Raw genomic sequence first — 17,258 nt, forward strand, 5'->3', positions numbered from 1 at the left:
ATTGAACCTTCTTCATGAATGTTCAAAGATTCGTCTTCGTGAGTAAGGTCCTAGTGAACTTTCTGCTTGAAAGTCCACAGACTCGCGTGCTCGGGCTCGAGGAAGATCGACTCCTATTGAACCTTCTTCATGAATGTTCAAAGACTCGTCTTCGTGAGTAAGGTCCTAGTGAACTTCTGTTTGAATGTTCACTGAACCATGTATGTGGGTAGTTCAGGGGGATTTGCGCTTAATTAACCTCTATTGAGAAGAAAAGGTATAATACTTCCTTATAATTCGAATAATAGTCAAATATAGAGATTATTGCGAAATAGTATTATGATATAATTATTATAAATTACTGGTTATACACTTCGGAAAGGGGATCACCATGCATATTATTGTTGTTGGCTTAAACTATCGTACTGCTCCTGTCGAAGTTAGAGAACGCTTCGCATTGGCTGAAGAACAACTAACAGAAGCACTTATAAAGCTGAAAAGTACAACGAGTATTATGGAATGTGTGATCGTCGCAACTTGCAATCGTACTGAGATTTATGCAATCGTTGATCGTGCACAAATTTGTGGTCATTATGTAAGATTATTTATGGAACAATGGTTCGGACTGCCGCGTGAGCAGTTTACAAACAGTTTATATATGTATGAGGATCATGAAGCGATTGAGCATTTATTCAAAGTTTCAAGTGGTCTTGATTCGATGATTATTGGTGAAACACAAATACTTGGACAAGTGAAGCAAGCTTTTCTTGAATCACAGCAATTGAAAACAACAGGTACTGTATTTAATATGCTGTTCAAGCAGGCAATAACGCTAGCAAAACGTGCTCATTCTGAGACGAGAATTGGTGATCTAGCTGTATCCGTTAGTTATGCTGCGGTAGAACTAGGAAAACATATTTTTGGTAATTTCTCTAATAAGCGCGTGATGGTTTTTGGAGCAGGTGAAACCGGGGAGTTAACCGCAAAACATTTGCATGCCAATGGTGCATCTCAAATTAATGTCGTTAATCGCACTTTAGAGAAAGCAAAGCAAGTTGCTGCACAATTCGATGGTATCGCCTATAACTTTGAACAAGCCAATGAGCAAATGCAACATGTGGATATTATGATCAGTTCTACTGCCGCTAACCATTATGTACTTACGTTTGAAGATGTACAAGCTATTATGGCTAAACGTCGTTCGAAGCCACTATTTATGATTGATATCGCTGTGCCAAGAGATTTTGATCCGAAAATCGCAACGATCGATAATGTTTTTCTATACGATATAGATGATTTACATGGTATTGTAGAAAGCAATCTAGCTCAACGCAAGCAAGAAGCGACGAAGATTAATGTTATGATTAAAGAAGAGATTGCCTTGTTCGATAGCTGGTACAAAACATTAGGTGTTGTTCCACTTATTCGTGGTTTACAAACAAAAGCTGCCAATGTGCATGAAGAAACTATGGTAAGCTTGTCTAATAAGTTACCTAATCTGTCTGAACAAGAGTTGAAAGTCATTCGTAAGTTAACGAAGAGTATGGTCAATCAGATGATTCAAGATCCAGTACTCCGTGTGAAAGAATTGGCTGGAACTAAAAAAGCGGATGAAGCTATGGATATATTCGTACAGTTATTTGATTTGAAAGAGCAATTACACGAGATAGAAAAAGCAGAGAAGAAGGTACAAGAGCCGGCTGTACAAGATCGATCACAGTTTGTCCGTTCTGCTAAAAAACTTGCTGCGCTTGTACGCTCTTAATATCGGTTTAATGCCCTATCGTTTCGAAGAAAACAAAGAAGTAGAACACAGGGTGGTGCAGTGATGAATATGAATTTATGGATATATGATATTTTTGTATATATCTACGCCCTGAGTCTGTTGTTTTATTTTTCTGATTTTGTTTCTGAGAATCGGAAAGCGAAGCAACTAGGCACAGGGCTACTTGTTTTTGTATGGTTAATTTCAGGCGCGTTTCTAATCTTTCGATTACTAACAGAATTACGCATGCCGGTGTTTCAATTTACTACCTTTGATATATTGCAATTATTCTCATGGATATTAATTACAGCATCATTTATTATTGGTAGGTATTATAAAATCGACTTGATTGTCTTTTTTGTCAATGTTATAGGATTTTCTGTGTTTGCCCTCAATATGTATAGTTCGCCGAAAGAAGGACGATCACTTGAGTTATGGCAAGCTACACGCGAACTTCTTTATGTACATATTAGCCTTGTAATTAGTGCGTATGCTGTTTTGACCATCGGCGCATTGTTATCGATGATGTATCTCGTAGTACATCATAGTTTGAAACGAAAGAAATGGACAAAATGGTTACGTAGATTCCCAAGTCTAGAAGTTATGGATCGCTCGATTGAAAGAATGGTTGTTATCGGAGTTCCACTGTTAATTATGTCATTGGCAATTGCTACGATTTCACTAGTAGTAGAAGGCAGAGCATACTTACTGTTAGATATTCAGATAGTAACTTCACTTTGTGCGCTCGGTATATATGGTTACTTTATTTATCAGCGTTCGGTGAATGAACGATCAGGACAGAAGATCGCTCAATTATATTTGCTAGCGTACGCATTCCAACTTATTAATATGTTTTCGACTGAATTATCGGCATTCCACTAAATGTACAGGAGGTGGCGAAAATGGAACAAAACTCTCTGTACTATCCAATGATGGTGAATTTGCTCTTTCACAAATGTCTTATCGTTGGTGGTGGCGTTATTGCTACACGTAAAGTCGCTGGATTACTTGCAGGAAATGCGACCTCAATTACGATTGTTGCACCTGATATTAGTAGGTCATTGCAAGAATTAATAAAGCTGAATAAATCGTTAACATGGATTCAGTCTACCTATGAAGAAACACTGATGCAGCATTTCACTATTGTCTTTGCAGCTACCGATAGGGTAGAACTGAATGACACTATTACTGAAGACGCATTGAATAAGGGTATACTAGTATGTAATGTCAGTAATGGCGAGCAAGGAAACTTTATAACCCCAGCAACAATTCGAGAAGGTCAACTTACCTTAGCTATTTCAACATCAGGAAGCAGTCCTTCATTAACAAAACATTTGAAGCGTCAACTAGAGGAGCAATTCACAAAACCTTATGCTGACGCCTTACAATTAATGTCACGCCTTAGATCGGATCTGGGGCGAGATGGTATCGAGTTAACGATCAGTGCACGAATAACTGAGCAGGCGTTACAAGAAGTATTTCAAGTTTCATCAGCAGATTATGAGATGTGGTATAAAAATCTACGACAACGATATACGACGTAAGTGCATAATGAAGGTGAGGAATTAGCGATGGAAGATAGAGTCATTAAGGTCGGTACACGTCAGAGTCAGTTGGCATTAACGCAATCAGGACAAGTGATTAAGCAACTCGAAGAAATCTGTGAGCAACACGGATTACCTTATACGTTTGAAATACATAAGATTATTACAAAAGGCGATCAAATACTTGACGTCACGTTATCCAAAGTTGGCGGTAAAGGATTGTTTGTAAAAGAAATTGAACAAGCACTTCTTGATGGTGTGATCGATATGGCTATACATAGTATGAAAGATATGCCCTATGAGCTGCCAGATGGTCTGATTAATGGAGCTGTACCTAAGCGCTTGTCACCACAAGATTGCCTAGTTATGCGCAGCGGAGATACATTTGCTGACTTACCGCAAGGTGCCAAAGTTGGTACCAGCAGTTTACGTCGTAGCAGTCAGTTGAAGCATGTAAGACCAGATCTTGATTTGCAATGGATTCGAGGTAATATTGATTCACGTATTCGTAAATTAGAAACGGAAAACTTCGACGCGATTGTACTTGCAGCTGCAGGGTTAACAAGAATGGGCTGGCAGGAGAAAATTTCAACGTTGCTTCCGCTTGAAGTATGTGTTCCGGCCGTAGGTCAAGGGGCATTAGGTGTACAATGTCGTCAGCAAGATGATGAAGTTGTAAAGTTATTACAAATATTGAATGATGCAGATTCTGCACTAGCTGTTGCAGCAGAACGGAGTTTTCTAGGAACACTTGAAGGAGGTTGCCAAGTACCTTTAGGTGCACATGCAACCATAGTTGAGCGTTCAGAAGAAGGAATAGTTCTTGAATTAACAGGTATTGTTGGTTCTCCAGATGGTGAAATATTGTTGAAAGAAATTCGTCGTGGTACGGATGCTATCCAGTTGGGCGCAGATGTAGCCCAGTTGTTGTTAGACGGTGGTGCACGTGAAATTTTAGCGGAAATTGAGGTTTAATTCGATGAATAAGGGGAAAGTATATTTGGTCGGAGCTGGGCCGGGAGACCCAAGACTCATAACCGTCCGTGGTATGCAATGTATTCAAGAATGTACAGCAATTGTGTATGATCGTTTAGCAAGTCCGAGATTACTTAGATATGCACCAGATCATGTGAAGCGAGTGTATGTAGGTAAGTTACCAGATCGACATACGATGAAGCAAGAAGATATTAATCAATTATTAGTTGATCTTGCACTCGAAGGGCATACTGTAACGAGATTAAAAGGTGGAGATCCTACCATTTTCGGTCGTGTTGGAGAAGAAGCAGGATTGCTTCGTCAGCATAATATTCCTTTTGAAATTATTCCTGGCATTACATCAGCCATCTCAGTTCCTGCTTATGCAGGTATTCCAGTTACACATCGAGATCATGCATCATCCTTATCGATTATTACAGGGCATGAAAGTCCTGATAAACTAGATGTTTCAATTTATTGGGATAAAGTTACGAATGCTACTGGAACGTTATTATTCCTTATGGGCGTAGCCAAAATTGATTATATTGCTAGTCAATTGATGAAACATGGTCGTAGTTCTGATACACCAGTCGCATTAGTACGTTGGGGAACAACACCTGAACAAGAGACTATTGTAGGCACTCTAGGTACTATTGCTGAGCAAGTAGTTACCGCAGGCTTCAAATCACCAGCTATCATCATAGTAGGTGATGTTGTTAAGCAACGTGAGCAATTGCAATGGTATGAGCAGATGCCGTTATTCGGTATGCGCATACTTGTTACACGTGCAAGGTCTCAAGCGAGCGAATTTGCTTCACTTATTGAGGATCTTGGTGGTGAACCTTGCGAATTCCCTGTTATTCAAGTGAAGAAAAGCTCACAACCCGAACAAGTCAAAGCTATTGAACAGCACTTATTGCAAGCAGAACGATATGATTGGCTTGTATTTACAAGTGAAAACGGTGTTAATTATTTCTTCGATTGGTTGAAACAATATAAAGTTGATATCAGGCGTTTCAGTGGTGCAAAGATAGCAGCTGTCGGACCTAAGACTAGCGATGCGCTGAATGAACGCGGTTTGATTGTTGATCATCAAGCTACGCGTTACGATGCGGAAGGATTAGTGGAAACATTAGAACAATTCGCTACTGAGGGACAAGAAATGTTACTTCCAAGAGGAGATCTTGCACGCTCCGTTCTACCAGTGCAGTTACGAGCAAAAGGTATTATTGCTGATGAGATTACTGTATATGAGACAACAGTGGCGGTGCAACAAGAACCTATTGTATTTGACTGGTTGAGAGAAAAGCATATTCATGTTATTACGTTCACAAGTTCGTCCACTGTGAAAAACTTGATAAAAGTGTTAGAGCAAGGTGGAATTGAAGATCCTATTGCTTTGCTTAAACAATATCCACTTGCAAGTATAGGGCCTATTACATCAAATACCATTCGTGAATGTGGTCTTGAAGTTACAATAGAAGCAGAGGAAGCGACGATTGAATCGTTAACTGCAGCACTTATACAGTATCGTGGAACATTAGCGCAACAATAATGGAGGCGATTAAGATGACATTTCCAATAACAAGAAATCGTAGATTACGTCGTTCTACTGCATTACGTAGTATGGTACGAGAAAATAGATTGCATATTGAAGATCTTATTTATCCAATTTTTGTAACACATGGTCACAATGTTCGCGAAGAAATTCCATCTATGCCAAGTGTTTATCATCTATCGATGGATCAATTGAAAGTAGAGATTGAGGAAGTTATGGCACTAGGAATCAAATCTGTGCTAGTGTTTGGCGTTCCTAATTATAAGGATGCTGTTGGTAGTTCTGCTTATGATGACGACGAAATTGTTCAACAAGCGATTAAAGCTATTAAGATCTGGGCGCCCGAGCTTGTTGTTGTTGCGGATACATGTCTCTGCCAATTCACTGATCATGGTCACTGTGGTGTCGTTCATCTTGATCAAGAGACGCAAATAGCTACGATAGACAATGATCAATCACTTCAATTGTTAGTAAAAACTGCGATATCACAAGCGAAAGCTGGAGCTGATATCATTGCTCCTTCTAATATGATGGATGGTTTTGTTGCTGCTATTCGTCAAGGTCTTGATGAAGCGGGTTACGAAGATATTGCGATAATGTCCTACTCCGTAAAATATGCTTCAGCATTCTATGGGCCGTTCCGAGATGCAGCTCATTCAGCACCACAATTTGGCGATCGCAAAACATATCAGATGGACCCTGCTAACGCATTGGAAGCATTAAGAGAAGCAGATAGTGATGTAGCAGAAGGTGCTGATTTCCTAATGGTGAAACCAGCGCTAGCTTATCTTGATATTGTTCGAACATTAAAGGATCAATTCGATCTACCAATTGTTGCTTATAACGTAAGTGCTGAATATTCTATGGTAAAAGCAGCTTCTAGTAATGGTTGGGTTGATGAGAAAGCGATTGTATTAGAGACACTGCTAAGTATGAAGCGTGCGGGAGCATCAATTATTATTACTTATCATGCCAAAGACGTAGCGAAGTGGTTGAAGGAGGATTAGAAGAAATGGCTCAGAGAATAGATACATTATCAAAACTAGCCTTTGAACGTGCGAAAAAAGTCATTCCTGGTGGAGTGAATAGTCCTGTTCGTGCTTATAAATCAGTAGGTCTCACACCTGTATATGTTGAGCGTGGTGCAGGTAGTCGCATATATGATATAGACGGAAATAACTATATTGACTACATACTTTCTTGGGGACCGCTTATTGCTGGTCATGCTCATCCAGAAGTTATTGAAGCTATTACTTCGACAGCAGCAAATGGGACGAGTTTTGGTGCGCCTACTGAAATCGAGACGTTGATGGCTGAATTAGTATGTGAACGCGTACCTTCTGTTGATATAGTACGCATGGTTAACTCTGGCACTGAAGCAACAATGAGTGCTATTCGACTAGCTCGTGGTTATACGAACCGAACGAAGATATTGAAATTCGAAGGTTCATATCATGGGCATGCTGATAGTTTGCTAATTAAAGCTGGCTCGGGTGTTGCAACGTTAGGTCTACCTGACTCACCGGGAGTACCTGAACAAGTAGCAGTTAATACGATTACAGTTCCTTACAATGATCTTGAAGGTGTGAAACTTGCGTTCTCTCGTTATGGAGAAGAACTTGCTTGCGTGATCGTTGAACCTATCGCAGGAAATATGGGTGTCGTACCTCCACAACCAGGATTTCTGGAAGGATTGCGTGAGTTAACATCACAATATGGTAGCTTACTTATTTTCGATGAAGTTATGACTGGTTTCCGTGTGGACTATCACTGTGCACAGGGACGTTTTGGAATTACTCCAGACTTAACTTGTTTCGGTAAAGTTATTGGTGGTGGCTTGCCAGTTGGAGCATATGGTGGTCGTCGTGACATTATGGAGCAAATTGCACCAAGTGGACCGATCTATCAAGCTGGTACATTATCAGGCAATCCACTTGCGATGGCAGCTGGTTACGCCACATTGAAATTAATGACCAAAGAAGCCTATGAGCAACTAGAAGTTAAAGCTGCAACATTGCAGGCAGGGTTCGAAGCCAATGCTGCTAAGTATGGTATTCCACTAACGGTTAATCGCATTGGTTCTATGGTGTGTCCGTTCTTTACAAATGAGTCCGTTATTAACTTCGAGACAGCTAAGTCGGCAAATCTTGATCATTTCAAAGCTTATTTCGCAGAGATGCTGAATCAAGGTATAAGTGTTCCTCCTTCTCAATTCGAAGGATTATTCTTATCTATTGTACATACAGATGAGGACATCGCTAATACTATAGCCGCACATGATATTGCGCTATCTACTTTAGTAAATAAATAAAAGTGGTAGTTCAAAACAGTCACTTGTGATCACGATGCTATACCTTCGATCGAAGGTAATTCGACGTCGAAGATGCCATTCATCGCTAGCTGTGGCATAAGCTTTCGAAGTATGTTTCTTGCAGAAACATTGTAGGTGCTCGTGTACCAATTACGACACTCCACTCCTCGTGTCACTAGCTTCATGGCATCTTCTTGATGCTGACAAGCAACTGTTTTGAACTTCTATTGGAAAAGAGGTGAATGCTGTGTTTCATCAGCTTATAACTCGTCAAGGCTTGGATCTCGTATTGGACTGGAAACGGTTAGGTGAGGTGTTAGATGACGAGCAAGCACATACACAGCCAAGGGCTGGTAGTCATCCGCATGAAGTGCGGCAGTGGCTACTAGCCCATTCCTTTTTCCCAGTTAAATGGCTGAATCAGATATTTTCGGTTGGTGGGATTAAGTGGAATGGCGAACAGTTACATTTGTTAGCATACAATGAAGTTGATATTGCTCGTGACGATGTGTATCGAAGTGCTGGGCAATGGTTGAGATCAGGTCATGAAACAGTTCAAATGCTATACGAGGATGATCATTGCTTAGTCGTCTATAAAAGTGCTGGTATGCCAGTACATGGTTCAAGTAAAGGTCAGTTGAACACACTTGATGTTGCTGTAGCGGCACATATGCTTCACAAGCAAGATCCAATACTCGTTAGACATATCCATCGATTGGATGATGAGACATCGGGTCCGGTTCTATATGCGAAACATCAACTCGCTCAACTGAAACTCGATGAGCAAATGCGCAATAAAGAAATTGATAGACAATATATCGCGATTGTCCAAGGTGTATTAACGCTCGAAAAAGGAACAGTTAACGCACCGATTGGAAAAGATAGACGTGAGCCTAAACGGAGAGTTGTAACATCTAGTGGAGATTCAGCTATAACGCACTATAATGTAATCGCTAAATACGAACATTATACTGAGGTTGCGTTGAGACTAGAAACGGGTAGAACACATCAAATTCGCGTCCATATGACGCATCTTGGACATCCATTAGTAGGTGATAAATTGTATGGTGGCGAGACCAAATGGCTTATGCATCAAGCATTGCATGGGGCAAGTCTAACATTCATTCATCCTTTATCATCTGAGAAGATATATGTACAAGCAACGATGCCATCTTGGTATGCAGAAATAAAGCAACATATAACAAAAAGATAGTCATGCTAAAGCACCCTTCACCATATAGATAAATAGTGAAAGCTAGAATAAAACAAGCATTCATTATGTGAAGGGAGGCATTGATATGTCTGAAGTAAATAATGGTCTGCGATTTGATATTTATGAACGTGTACATTTGCCAGACAATGTCGCGGCGATTGATGAGCTTGAAGAAATTGAGCTTGTTCCACGCATTCAAGTGATAGAACAAGGCGATCAGGCAGTGCTGCAAGGGCAGCTTGTGTTGAACGGGATTTATCGTGCGCAAGGAGCAGAGGACGAGCAAGTCGCGTTAGAGCACTGGATTCCAGTAGAAATCTCGCTACCGATGAATCGAGTGTCAAGATTAGAAGAGATTACTGTAGATATCGATACATTTGATGTCGTGTTGTTATCGTCTCGAGCTCTAAATATTACAGGTATCCTTTCATTGCGTGGGATTACGCTTGAACAGGAGGAAGAAGCCAGTGAATGGGAATCAGAGATATTTACCGTATCACATGAACGCGGTGAATCGGAAGAAGAAGTTATTGAATGGAATGCAGAGATAACTGATGAAGAACTAAGTGAGCAGTCTGCTGAAGATGATGAGCAGAGACAGTTTATTCAGGAAGAAGCAGTTGAGAGCGAACCCTATTATGCAAGTTATTTGCAGGAAGAGCAATCAGTAGAGCAAGTTTTTGCTCAAACTCAAGAAGAATTACGGGCTGAACAATACGAAGTAGTTGAAATTGACGAAAATTTTGAAAGCGTTGAGAATGTTGAGCAAGTGGAAACTCTTGAGGAAGAACAAGAGCAATCAGTTGCGTATGCATACACAGAAGAAGATCTTGTTCGAGAAATAGAAGCACAACAATATACAGCAGATGCCTATGTAGAGGAACCCGTATATGTTGCTCATGAAGTTGCAACAAGTCATTGGGGACAATTTGTTAATGAAGCGCCGGTAGAGCAAGAAAGAGAGCAACAAGAAGAGCTAGAGTACGAAGAGGCACAAGCGGATGAAGAGATTGAAGAAGTTTCTGATAGTCAGTTAGAGGAAGAAGTCACTGAAGTAACTCATCAAGAACGTTCTGTTCATATCGCCTTAAATAGCAGTTCTAATCAGAATGAAACGTTAGGTATTCGTTCTATCCTAACTTCAAGCTTGCGTGAACAAGCAGCTCATCAAGCAACTCTCTTACAACAAGAAACTGAGCGACAACAAGAAGAAGCGTCAAAGCCTCATGTGGTTGAAGAGGAGATTGAATGGCAACATTTGTTCTTAAGTAAGCGCCCGGATCAGAACGAATTCCGTCGAATTCGTATGTGCATTGTGCAAAAAGAGGATACATTAGAACAAATTGCAAATCGATACAGCATTAACCCACGAGAGTTATTAGTACGTAATAATTTGCACGAAACGGCAATTTCAGAAGGGCAATTATTATATCTACCATAGAAATGTTAAGTTATCTCAACTATGAAAATGTCACTTTCCAAGCAGTCCGAGCCGCTTTTTTTGGGGCTTGGACTGCTTGTTTAGTTTTAATATTAAAATATCCATTATTATAGTCATTAATAATAATAATGGATGAAATCTCAGACTTCACAGCATCTTTCGACATATCTTCCGTTTTTTCTCAAAAATTTAACAGTTTTCTAACAACCAAAGATCAAATTTCCGATATAGTTGTGAGAAAAGAATAAAGACGGGGGTATTTTCATTGGCTAAAAGATTATCTATACGGACACGCCTCATTTTGTTGTTTGTAATTCCGACTGTAATGTATGCGGGGACAAGTGTGTATTTATTAGAACAACAAAATTCTAATATAAAAGAGTTGACTTCCTCTTTGTATGATACGACGGGGCAAGCCACATCAATCATTCTGAATGCTGATCGCGATATGTATCAAGCATTGACAGCTTATCAATTCCTTACATCTGGTGCATTAAGTGCTGATGAGGAATCAGTACAGATGAAAGTTTTTACAGAAAATATTGATCAAACAAAAGAAAGGGTTGGACAAGCTCAAGAGATTTTTAAGAATAAAGAACTTTTGCAAACTTCCCATGAGGATACGAACTTAACGATTGAACAAAATTTGAATAATTTTCATAATTCTTTTGATCAATGGGTTAAAGATACAAGCGACATTGTAAAATCAGGTGATGTCGGTGAAGGGGTTATTAATAATACACAAACATTAGTTACTTTTGAAGAGGGTCGCACCAGTTTGAATCAAATCGGTGAAATTTTGGATACTTTTGCTAAGAGTAGTATTGAAAATATTAATCAAAGCAAAAGTGATAACGCTAGATCTATTTACTCTGGTATTCTTTTTGTAATTGTTATTATGGGTATTAGCGGTGCAATCGTTATTAGAAAAATTATAAAAACCATTCAAAGAATCATAAATATTACAAGTAAAGTTGCAGTCGGAGATCTCCGTCATGAGCCGCAGACTAAGTATGATAATGATGAGCTTGGTAAAATTACGGAAGCCGTAGATGTAATGTTGGTCAAAATTAAAGGGTTAATTGGGACGATCTCTTCCAATACTCAATTTGTTCTAGATGCCTCAGTTGAACTGTCAGATAGTTCTAGGGAATCTGCAAAAGCAGCTGAGCATGTAACGTTGAATATTCAAGAGATGAACCAGAACGTGGAAGTTCAAGCAAGAGCCAGTGAAGAGAATAGCCGAGCGATCGAGGAGATGGCGATAGGAATTCAACGAGTAGCTGAGAATTCAACTGTCATGGCGGATCATTCTTCGCTTACTTCGCATAATGCTGAACTTGGTAATGGGTTACTAATGAACCTACAACATCAAATTGTGAATATGATTGCCTCGGTTGAAAAGCTATCGGATACTGTACAGTCTTTAACACTTAAATCTGATCAAATCGGTGATATTGCCGAGAGCATTACAACTTTCGCAACTCAAACAAATCTGCTTTCCTTGAATGCTTCTATTGAGGCAGCGAGGGCGGGAGAGCATGGAAAAGGCTTTAATGTTGTTGCTAATGAGATTCGTAAGTTAGCTTCGCAATCACTCGAATCAGCTGAAGGTATTAATCAGTTGATTCACGAGACGAGAGTTGAGATTACTAGTGTTTCTGAATCGATGAATATGACCAAGCAAGAAGCTAGTGAAGGATCGCGGATGATGGAGGAAGTTAATCAAAGCTTTGCTACGATTATGGAGTCAGTCGCACATGTAGTATCTCAAATTCATGAAACATCGGCGATAACAGAGCAAATGTCGGCAAGTTCCGAGGAAATTTCTGCGACAATGGAACATTCTGCAGCAAGTTCGTCACAAATTCTTATGAGATCTCAAACGGTTGCAGCTGCCACTGAAGAGCAATTAGCGATGATGCAGAACATAGCAGCTTCATCGGAACAGTTAAGATCCGTCGTGGATACATTAAATGAATCAGTGTCCTATTTTAAAATCAAATAATTCAATCAATCTAAGAAATTGACTACAGTCTTATCTTAAGTTATTATATTGATATATGTGTAATAATGTTGATGAGGAATAATATACTTTTGTTACCTTCAGAGAGTAGAACTGTTCGCTGAAAGGTTCTGCAGGATAACAGGTATATGGGTCGCCTCTGAATTGCCTTACTGAACATAGCGTAGCTATTATGTAAGTTAGGCCGGTCACAGCCGTTATCTGTTATGAGAGCCATGCTGCGTTTTTGTAGTGTGGAATTAAGGTGGTACCACGGAAGCTAGCCTTTCGTCCTTTTGTAGGATGAAAGGCTTTTTTGTTGCATAATTTTGGTAGAGCCCACGCTTTCGATGTAACTTTTCTTTACAGTGAAGTTAAATCGAGTAGCTTACGAAAAGTATTAGGAGGATGAACAAATGTCAGATAATCAGTCTAATTTAACGATGCCGACGACTTATGATCCGAAGGCAGCGGAACAGAAATGGTATGACTTCTGGGTAAAGGGGAATTACTTTCAAGCCGGTCAACGTCCCGAGGCAGAACCATATACAATCGTAATTCCACCCCCGAACGTAACGGGAATGTTGCATATTGGTCATGCACTAGATTTTACACTTCAGGATATCCTTATTCGTGCGAAGCGTATGCAAGGGTACGATGCATTGTGGTTACCTGGTACGGACCATGCAGGTATTGCAACGCAAACGAAAGTAGAACAAAAACTGCGTGAACAAGGTGTTTCTCGTCATGATCTTGGTCGTGAAAAATTCCTTGAGCAAGTATGGGAATGGAAAGATCAATATGCTGAGACTATCCACGATCAATGGGCAAAAATGGGTCTGTCACTAGATTACTCTCGTGAACGTTTTACACTTGATGACGGTTTGAATAAAGCTGTTCGTGAAGTGTTTGTTCGTCTATACGAAAAAGGATTAATCTATCGAGGTAAAAAAATTATTAACTGGGATCCTGTAGCTCGTACTGCTCTATCTGATATTGAAGTAGAGCATAAAGAAGTTAACGGTCACTTGTATCATTTGCGTTACCCATTGAAAGATGGTTCAGGATTCATTACTGTTGCAACAACTCGTCCTGAGACGATGTTAGGTGATTCAGCAGTAGCTGTACATCCAGAAGATGATCGTTATAAACATTTGATTGGACAGATGATTGTTCTTCCAATTGTTAATCGTGAAATACCAATTATTGCTGACGAGTATGTAGAGAAAGATTTCGGTTCTGGCGCTGTAAAAATTACACCTGCTCATGATCCGAATGACTTTGAAGTTGGAGAGCGTCATAGCCTTCCGCAAATTATTGTTATGGATGAAACTGGTACGATGAACGACGAGGCAGGTCCGTATCAAGGGATGGATCGTTTTGATTGTCGTAAGCAGTTAGTAAGTGATCTACAAGAGCAAGGCGTTTGTATATTAATTGAAGACCATCTACACCAAGTAGGTCATAGCGAACGTAGTGGGGCAGTTGTAGAGCCTTATCTATCTACACAGTGGTTTGTAGCTATGAAGCCACTTGCTGAAGCAGCTATAGCTGCTCAAAAGTCTGGCAAGGGCGTACGCTTTGTTCCAGATCGTTTCGAAAAGATTTATTTGAATTGGATCGAAAATGTTCGTGACTGGTGTATTTCTCGTCAGTTATGGTGGGGACATCGTATTCCAGCGTTCTATAATGATGAAAATGGCGAGATTATCGTATCGACTGAAGATCAGACAGATGCTAATCTTCGTCAAGATAATGATGTACTAGATACATGGTTCAGTTCAGCGTTATGGCCTTTCTCCACGTTAGGTTGGCCAGATCAGACAGATGATCTTGCTCGTTACTATCCAACAAATGTTCTTGTAACTGGCTACGATATTATTTACTTCTGGGTATCACGTATGATCTTTACTGCGCTTGAATTTACAGACGAAATGCCATTCCAAGATGTTCTACTACATGGACTTGTACGTGATAAAGACGGTCAAAAAATGTCTAAATCACTTGGTAACGGTGTTAATCCACTTGAAGTTATCGAACAGTATGGCGCCGATGCTATGCGTTTCATGATTTCTACAGGTAGTACGCCTGGACAAGATTTACGATTCCGCTATGAGAAGGTAGAACAAGCTCGTAACTTTGCTAATAAAATTTGGAATGCTTCTCGCTTTGCTTTGATGAATCTTGAAGGTTTCACTTATGATGATATTAATATTAAAGGCAATCTAGGAACTGCGGATCGTTGGATTTTACACCGCTTGAACGAAACTGTTCGTGATGTTACGCGTCTAATCGATAGTTATGAGTTCGGTGAAACTGGCCGAGTTCTTTATAACTTTATATGGGATGACCTTTGTGACTGGTATATTGAATTCTCGAAATTAAGTTTGAACGGTGAAGATCCGGAAGCAAAAGCAGCTACTCAATCTGTACTTGCTTATGTGCTTGATCGTACGCAACGTTTGATCCATCCATTTATGCCATTCATATCTGAAGAGATTTGGCAGCATCTACCTCATGATGGCGAGACGATTACTCTTGCTGCGTGGCCTGAGTATGAAGCTGAACTTGAGGCTCCAGAAGCTGTGAAAGAAATGGAATTACTTATGGAGATGATTCGTGCGATTCGTAACATTCGAGCAGAAGTAAATGTGCCGATGAGTAAAAAGGTTGAACTGATTGTGAAACCAGCTTCTGATGCTGAGTATCGTATTTTAACTTCTAACGAAGAGTTCATTAAACGTTTCTGTGGTACATCAGCATTAGAAATTTCTACTGATATGTCGGCTCCTGATAAAGCGATGTCTGCTATCATTACAGGTGCAGAACTTTACTTGCCGCTAGCTGGTCTACTAGATATTGGTCAAGAGATTGCTCGTCTTGAAAAAGAAGTCGATCATTTGAATAAAGAAGTAGAACGTGTGGAGAAGAAACTTTCTAACGAAGGATTTGTAGCTAAAGCACCTGCAAAGGTTATTGAAGAAGAACGTGCCAAAATGAATGATTATGCTGACAAGCGTGATAAGGTAGTAGCTCGTATTGCTGAATTGCGTGCAAATTAGTTATTAGAGAAGGGGTATCCTGATGAGCGTAGATACGAAGCAACAATTAGTAGGCTCTATGCAATCTTATGAGGAGGCAGTCGAATGGATCAATTCATTGATTCCATTCGGCATTCGCCCTGGACTTGACCGTGTTGAACAAATGCTGGAGAGCCTAGGTAATCCTCATCGTCGTTTGAAATTTATTCATGTGGCAGGTACGAATGGAAAAGGTTCAGTATGTGCGTATCTTACTCATGTATTACATAAAAGTGGATATGACGTAGGTACATTTACATCACCTTATATTACAAAGTTTACGAATCGTTTACAGTATAATGGTGAAGATATTGAAGAAGAAACACTTTTGCTTTTAGCAAATAAGGTTCGTCCATTAGTTGAAGAAATGGCAACAACTGAATTGGGTTCACCAACTGTGTTTGAAGTTACTACTACGATTGCTATTCTATTCTACGCAACTGTAACGTATCCTGACTATGTAGTGTGGGAAACTGGGCTCGGTGGTAGACTTGATGTTACTAATGTTGTTACGCCAGTATTATCGATCATTACGAATATTGGTCATGATCATATGGACAGATTAGGGGACACGATTGAAGCCATTGCCTTTGAGAAAGCAGGTATTATTAAAGCTGGTGTACCTGTTATTGTTGGAGTAACGCAACCCGAAGCAATTGAAGTTATTGCTAAATTCGCAAAAGAGAAAAAAAGTTCGATGTACTTATATCAACAACAATTTGATCAAATGCCATTATATGTGGATGAGTTTGAACAACAATTCCGCTTTGAAGGCCTGTTCCGTAACATAGAAGATGTGACCATTACATTAAGTGGGGCACATCAACTTCAAAATGCTGCGGTTGCTATGATGGCAATTGAAATTTTACGTCAATATCAAGCGCTTATTGTAAGTGATGAAGATTTACTTGAAGGTATGAAAACCACAACATGGCCAGGTCGTCTTGAGATGATTGGGCAGCAACCACGCTTGCTTATTGACGGTGCACATAATCCAGAAGGTGCTGCGGCACTAGCAACTGCATTACAAACAACTTATAAATATGAAAAATTGCATCTTGTTATGGGAATGATCGACAACAAGAGTCACCATGACACGTTTAAGCATATATTACCATTAGTGGATACTTTAATCTTAACAGAACCTAATTATCGAATGGCTAAAAACGCTAATGAATTAGAAAAACTCGTACAAGATCTTATTAAGGAACTTAATTTATCTAATCCTCCTCGCTTAATTGTGGAGAGAGATTGGAAGCAGGCAATAGGGCTATTACTTGAAGAAACGAATGAATCAGATCTTGCGGTTGTTACTGGTACATTGTATTTGATAGGAGACGTACGCTCGTATTTGCTACACAACAAGGATGCAGAAAAAGGCTGGTGA

12 protein-coding genes and 1 other annotated feature are annotated in these 17,258 nt (G+C 39.8%); all 12 genes read left to right on the plus strand.

Annotated features, from left to right (window positions below):
* The first annotated feature begins 370 nt into the window (after window positions 1-370).
* The 12 genes from hemA to NV377_RS00060 all read left to right on the plus strand — a co-directional run bounded on the left by hemA (window position 371) and on the right by NV377_RS00060 (window position 17,258).
* Window positions 371-1,744 (plus strand): glutamyl-tRNA reductase, encoded by a 1,374-nt coding sequence (hemA, locus tag NV377_RS00005; protein ID WP_258199129.1) that lies wholly within the window; start codon window positions 371-373, stop codon window positions 1,742-1,744.
* Between the two features lie 63 nt (window positions 1,745-1,807).
* A complete protein-coding gene (locus NV377_RS00010; RefSeq protein ID WP_258199130.1) occupies window positions 1,808-2,626 on the plus strand; it encodes a cytochrome C assembly family protein in 819 nt (272 codons plus the stop codon).
* A 20-nt stretch (window positions 2,627-2,646) separates the two neighbouring features.
* Window positions 2,647-3,288: a precorrin-2 dehydrogenase/sirohydrochlorin ferrochelatase family protein gene (locus NV377_RS00015; RefSeq protein WP_258199131.1), complete on the plus strand. Its 642-nt coding sequence runs from the start codon at window positions 2,647-2,649 to the stop codon at window positions 3,286-3,288.
* Between the two features lie 27 nt (window positions 3,289-3,315).
* Window positions 3,316-4,263: a hydroxymethylbilane synthase gene (gene hemC / locus NV377_RS00020; protein WP_258199132.1), complete on the plus strand. Its 948-nt coding sequence runs from the start codon at window positions 3,316-3,318 to the stop codon at window positions 4,261-4,263.
* Window positions 4,264-4,267: 4 nt separating this feature from the next.
* Window positions 4,268-5,818 carry a uroporphyrinogen-III C-methyltransferase gene (cobA, locus tag NV377_RS00025; protein ID WP_258199133.1) on the plus strand — a complete coding sequence of 517 codons (1,551 nt, stop codon included), beginning with the start codon at window positions 4,268-4,270 and terminating at the stop codon, window positions 5,816-5,818.
* 14 nt (window positions 5,819-5,832) lie between these two features.
* A complete protein-coding gene (gene hemB / locus NV377_RS00030) occupies window positions 5,833-6,828 on the plus strand; it encodes a porphobilinogen synthase (RefSeq protein WP_258199134.1) in 996 nt (331 codons plus the stop codon).
* A gap of 5 nt (window positions 6,829-6,833) precedes the next feature.
* The gene (gene hemL, locus NV377_RS00035; RefSeq protein ID WP_258199135.1) at window positions 6,834-8,132 is read left to right on the plus strand and encodes a glutamate-1-semialdehyde 2,1-aminomutase; all 1,299 of its coding nucleotides are present in this window, start codon (window positions 6,834-6,836) and stop codon (window positions 8,130-8,132) included.
* Between the two features lie 247 nt (window positions 8,133-8,379).
* The gene (locus tag NV377_RS00040) at window positions 8,380-9,345 is read left to right on the plus strand and encodes an RluA family pseudouridine synthase (RefSeq protein WP_258199136.1); all 966 of its coding nucleotides are present in this window, start codon (window positions 8,380-8,382) and stop codon (window positions 9,343-9,345) included.
* A gap of 85 nt (window positions 9,346-9,430) precedes the next feature.
* A complete protein-coding gene (locus tag NV377_RS00045; protein ID WP_258199137.1) occupies window positions 9,431-10,786 on the plus strand; it encodes a LysM peptidoglycan-binding domain-containing protein in 1,356 nt (451 codons plus the stop codon).
* 265 nt (window positions 10,787-11,051) lie between these two features.
* Complete coding sequence (locus tag NV377_RS00050; RefSeq protein WP_258199138.1) at window positions 11,052-12,794, plus strand: methyl-accepting chemotaxis protein; 1,743 nt, start codon at window positions 11,052-11,054, stop codon at window positions 12,792-12,794.
* 59 nt (window positions 12,795-12,853) lie between these two features.
* Window positions 12,854-13,090, plus strand: a binding site (T-box leader).
* Between the two features lie 117 nt (window positions 13,091-13,207).
* Window positions 13,208-15,853 (plus strand): valine--tRNA ligase, encoded by a 2,646-nt coding sequence (locus NV377_RS00055; protein ID WP_258199139.1) that lies wholly within the window; start codon window positions 13,208-13,210, stop codon window positions 15,851-15,853.
* Window positions 15,854-15,875: 22 nt separating this feature from the next.
* On the plus strand, window positions 15,876-17,258 hold the full coding sequence (locus NV377_RS00060) for a bifunctional folylpolyglutamate synthase/dihydrofolate synthase (RefSeq protein WP_258199140.1): 1,383 nt from the start codon (window positions 15,876-15,878) through the stop codon (window positions 17,256-17,258).

This window comes from Paenibacillus endoradicis (assembly GCF_024721975.1).

Excerpts from the sequence above, each read along its gene's own strand:
- hemA (WP_258199129.1), top strand. The coding sequence starts at position 371 with ATGCATATTATTGTTGTTGGCTTAAACTATCGTACTGCTCCTGTCGAA.
- NV377_RS00010 (WP_258199130.1), top strand. The coding sequence starts at position 1,808 with ATGAATATGAATTTATGGATATATGATATTTTTGTATATATCTACGCC.
- NV377_RS00015 (WP_258199131.1), top strand. The coding sequence starts at position 2,647 with ATGGAACAAAACTCTCTGTACTATCCAATGATGGTGAATTTGCTCTTT.
- hemC (WP_258199132.1), top strand. The coding sequence starts at position 3,316 with ATGGAAGATAGAGTCATTAAGGTCGGTACACGTCAGAGTCAGTTGGCA.
- cobA (WP_258199133.1), top strand. The coding sequence starts at position 4,268 with ATGAATAAGGGGAAAGTATATTTGGTCGGAGCTGGGCCGGGAGACCCA.
- hemB (WP_258199134.1), top strand. The coding sequence starts at position 5,833 with ATGACATTTCCAATAACAAGAAATCGTAGATTACGTCGTTCTACTGCA.
- hemL (WP_258199135.1), top strand. The coding sequence starts at position 6,834 with ATGGCTCAGAGAATAGATACATTATCAAAACTAGCCTTTGAACGTGCG.
- NV377_RS00045 (WP_258199137.1), top strand. The coding sequence starts at position 9,431 with ATGTCTGAAGTAAATAATGGTCTGCGATTTGATATTTATGAACGTGTA.
- NV377_RS00055 (WP_258199139.1), top strand. The coding sequence starts at position 13,208 with ATGTCAGATAATCAGTCTAATTTAACGATGCCGACGACTTATGATCCG.
- NV377_RS00060 (WP_258199140.1), top strand. The coding sequence starts at position 15,876 with ATGAGCGTAGATACGAAGCAACAATTAGTAGGCTCTATGCAATCTTAT.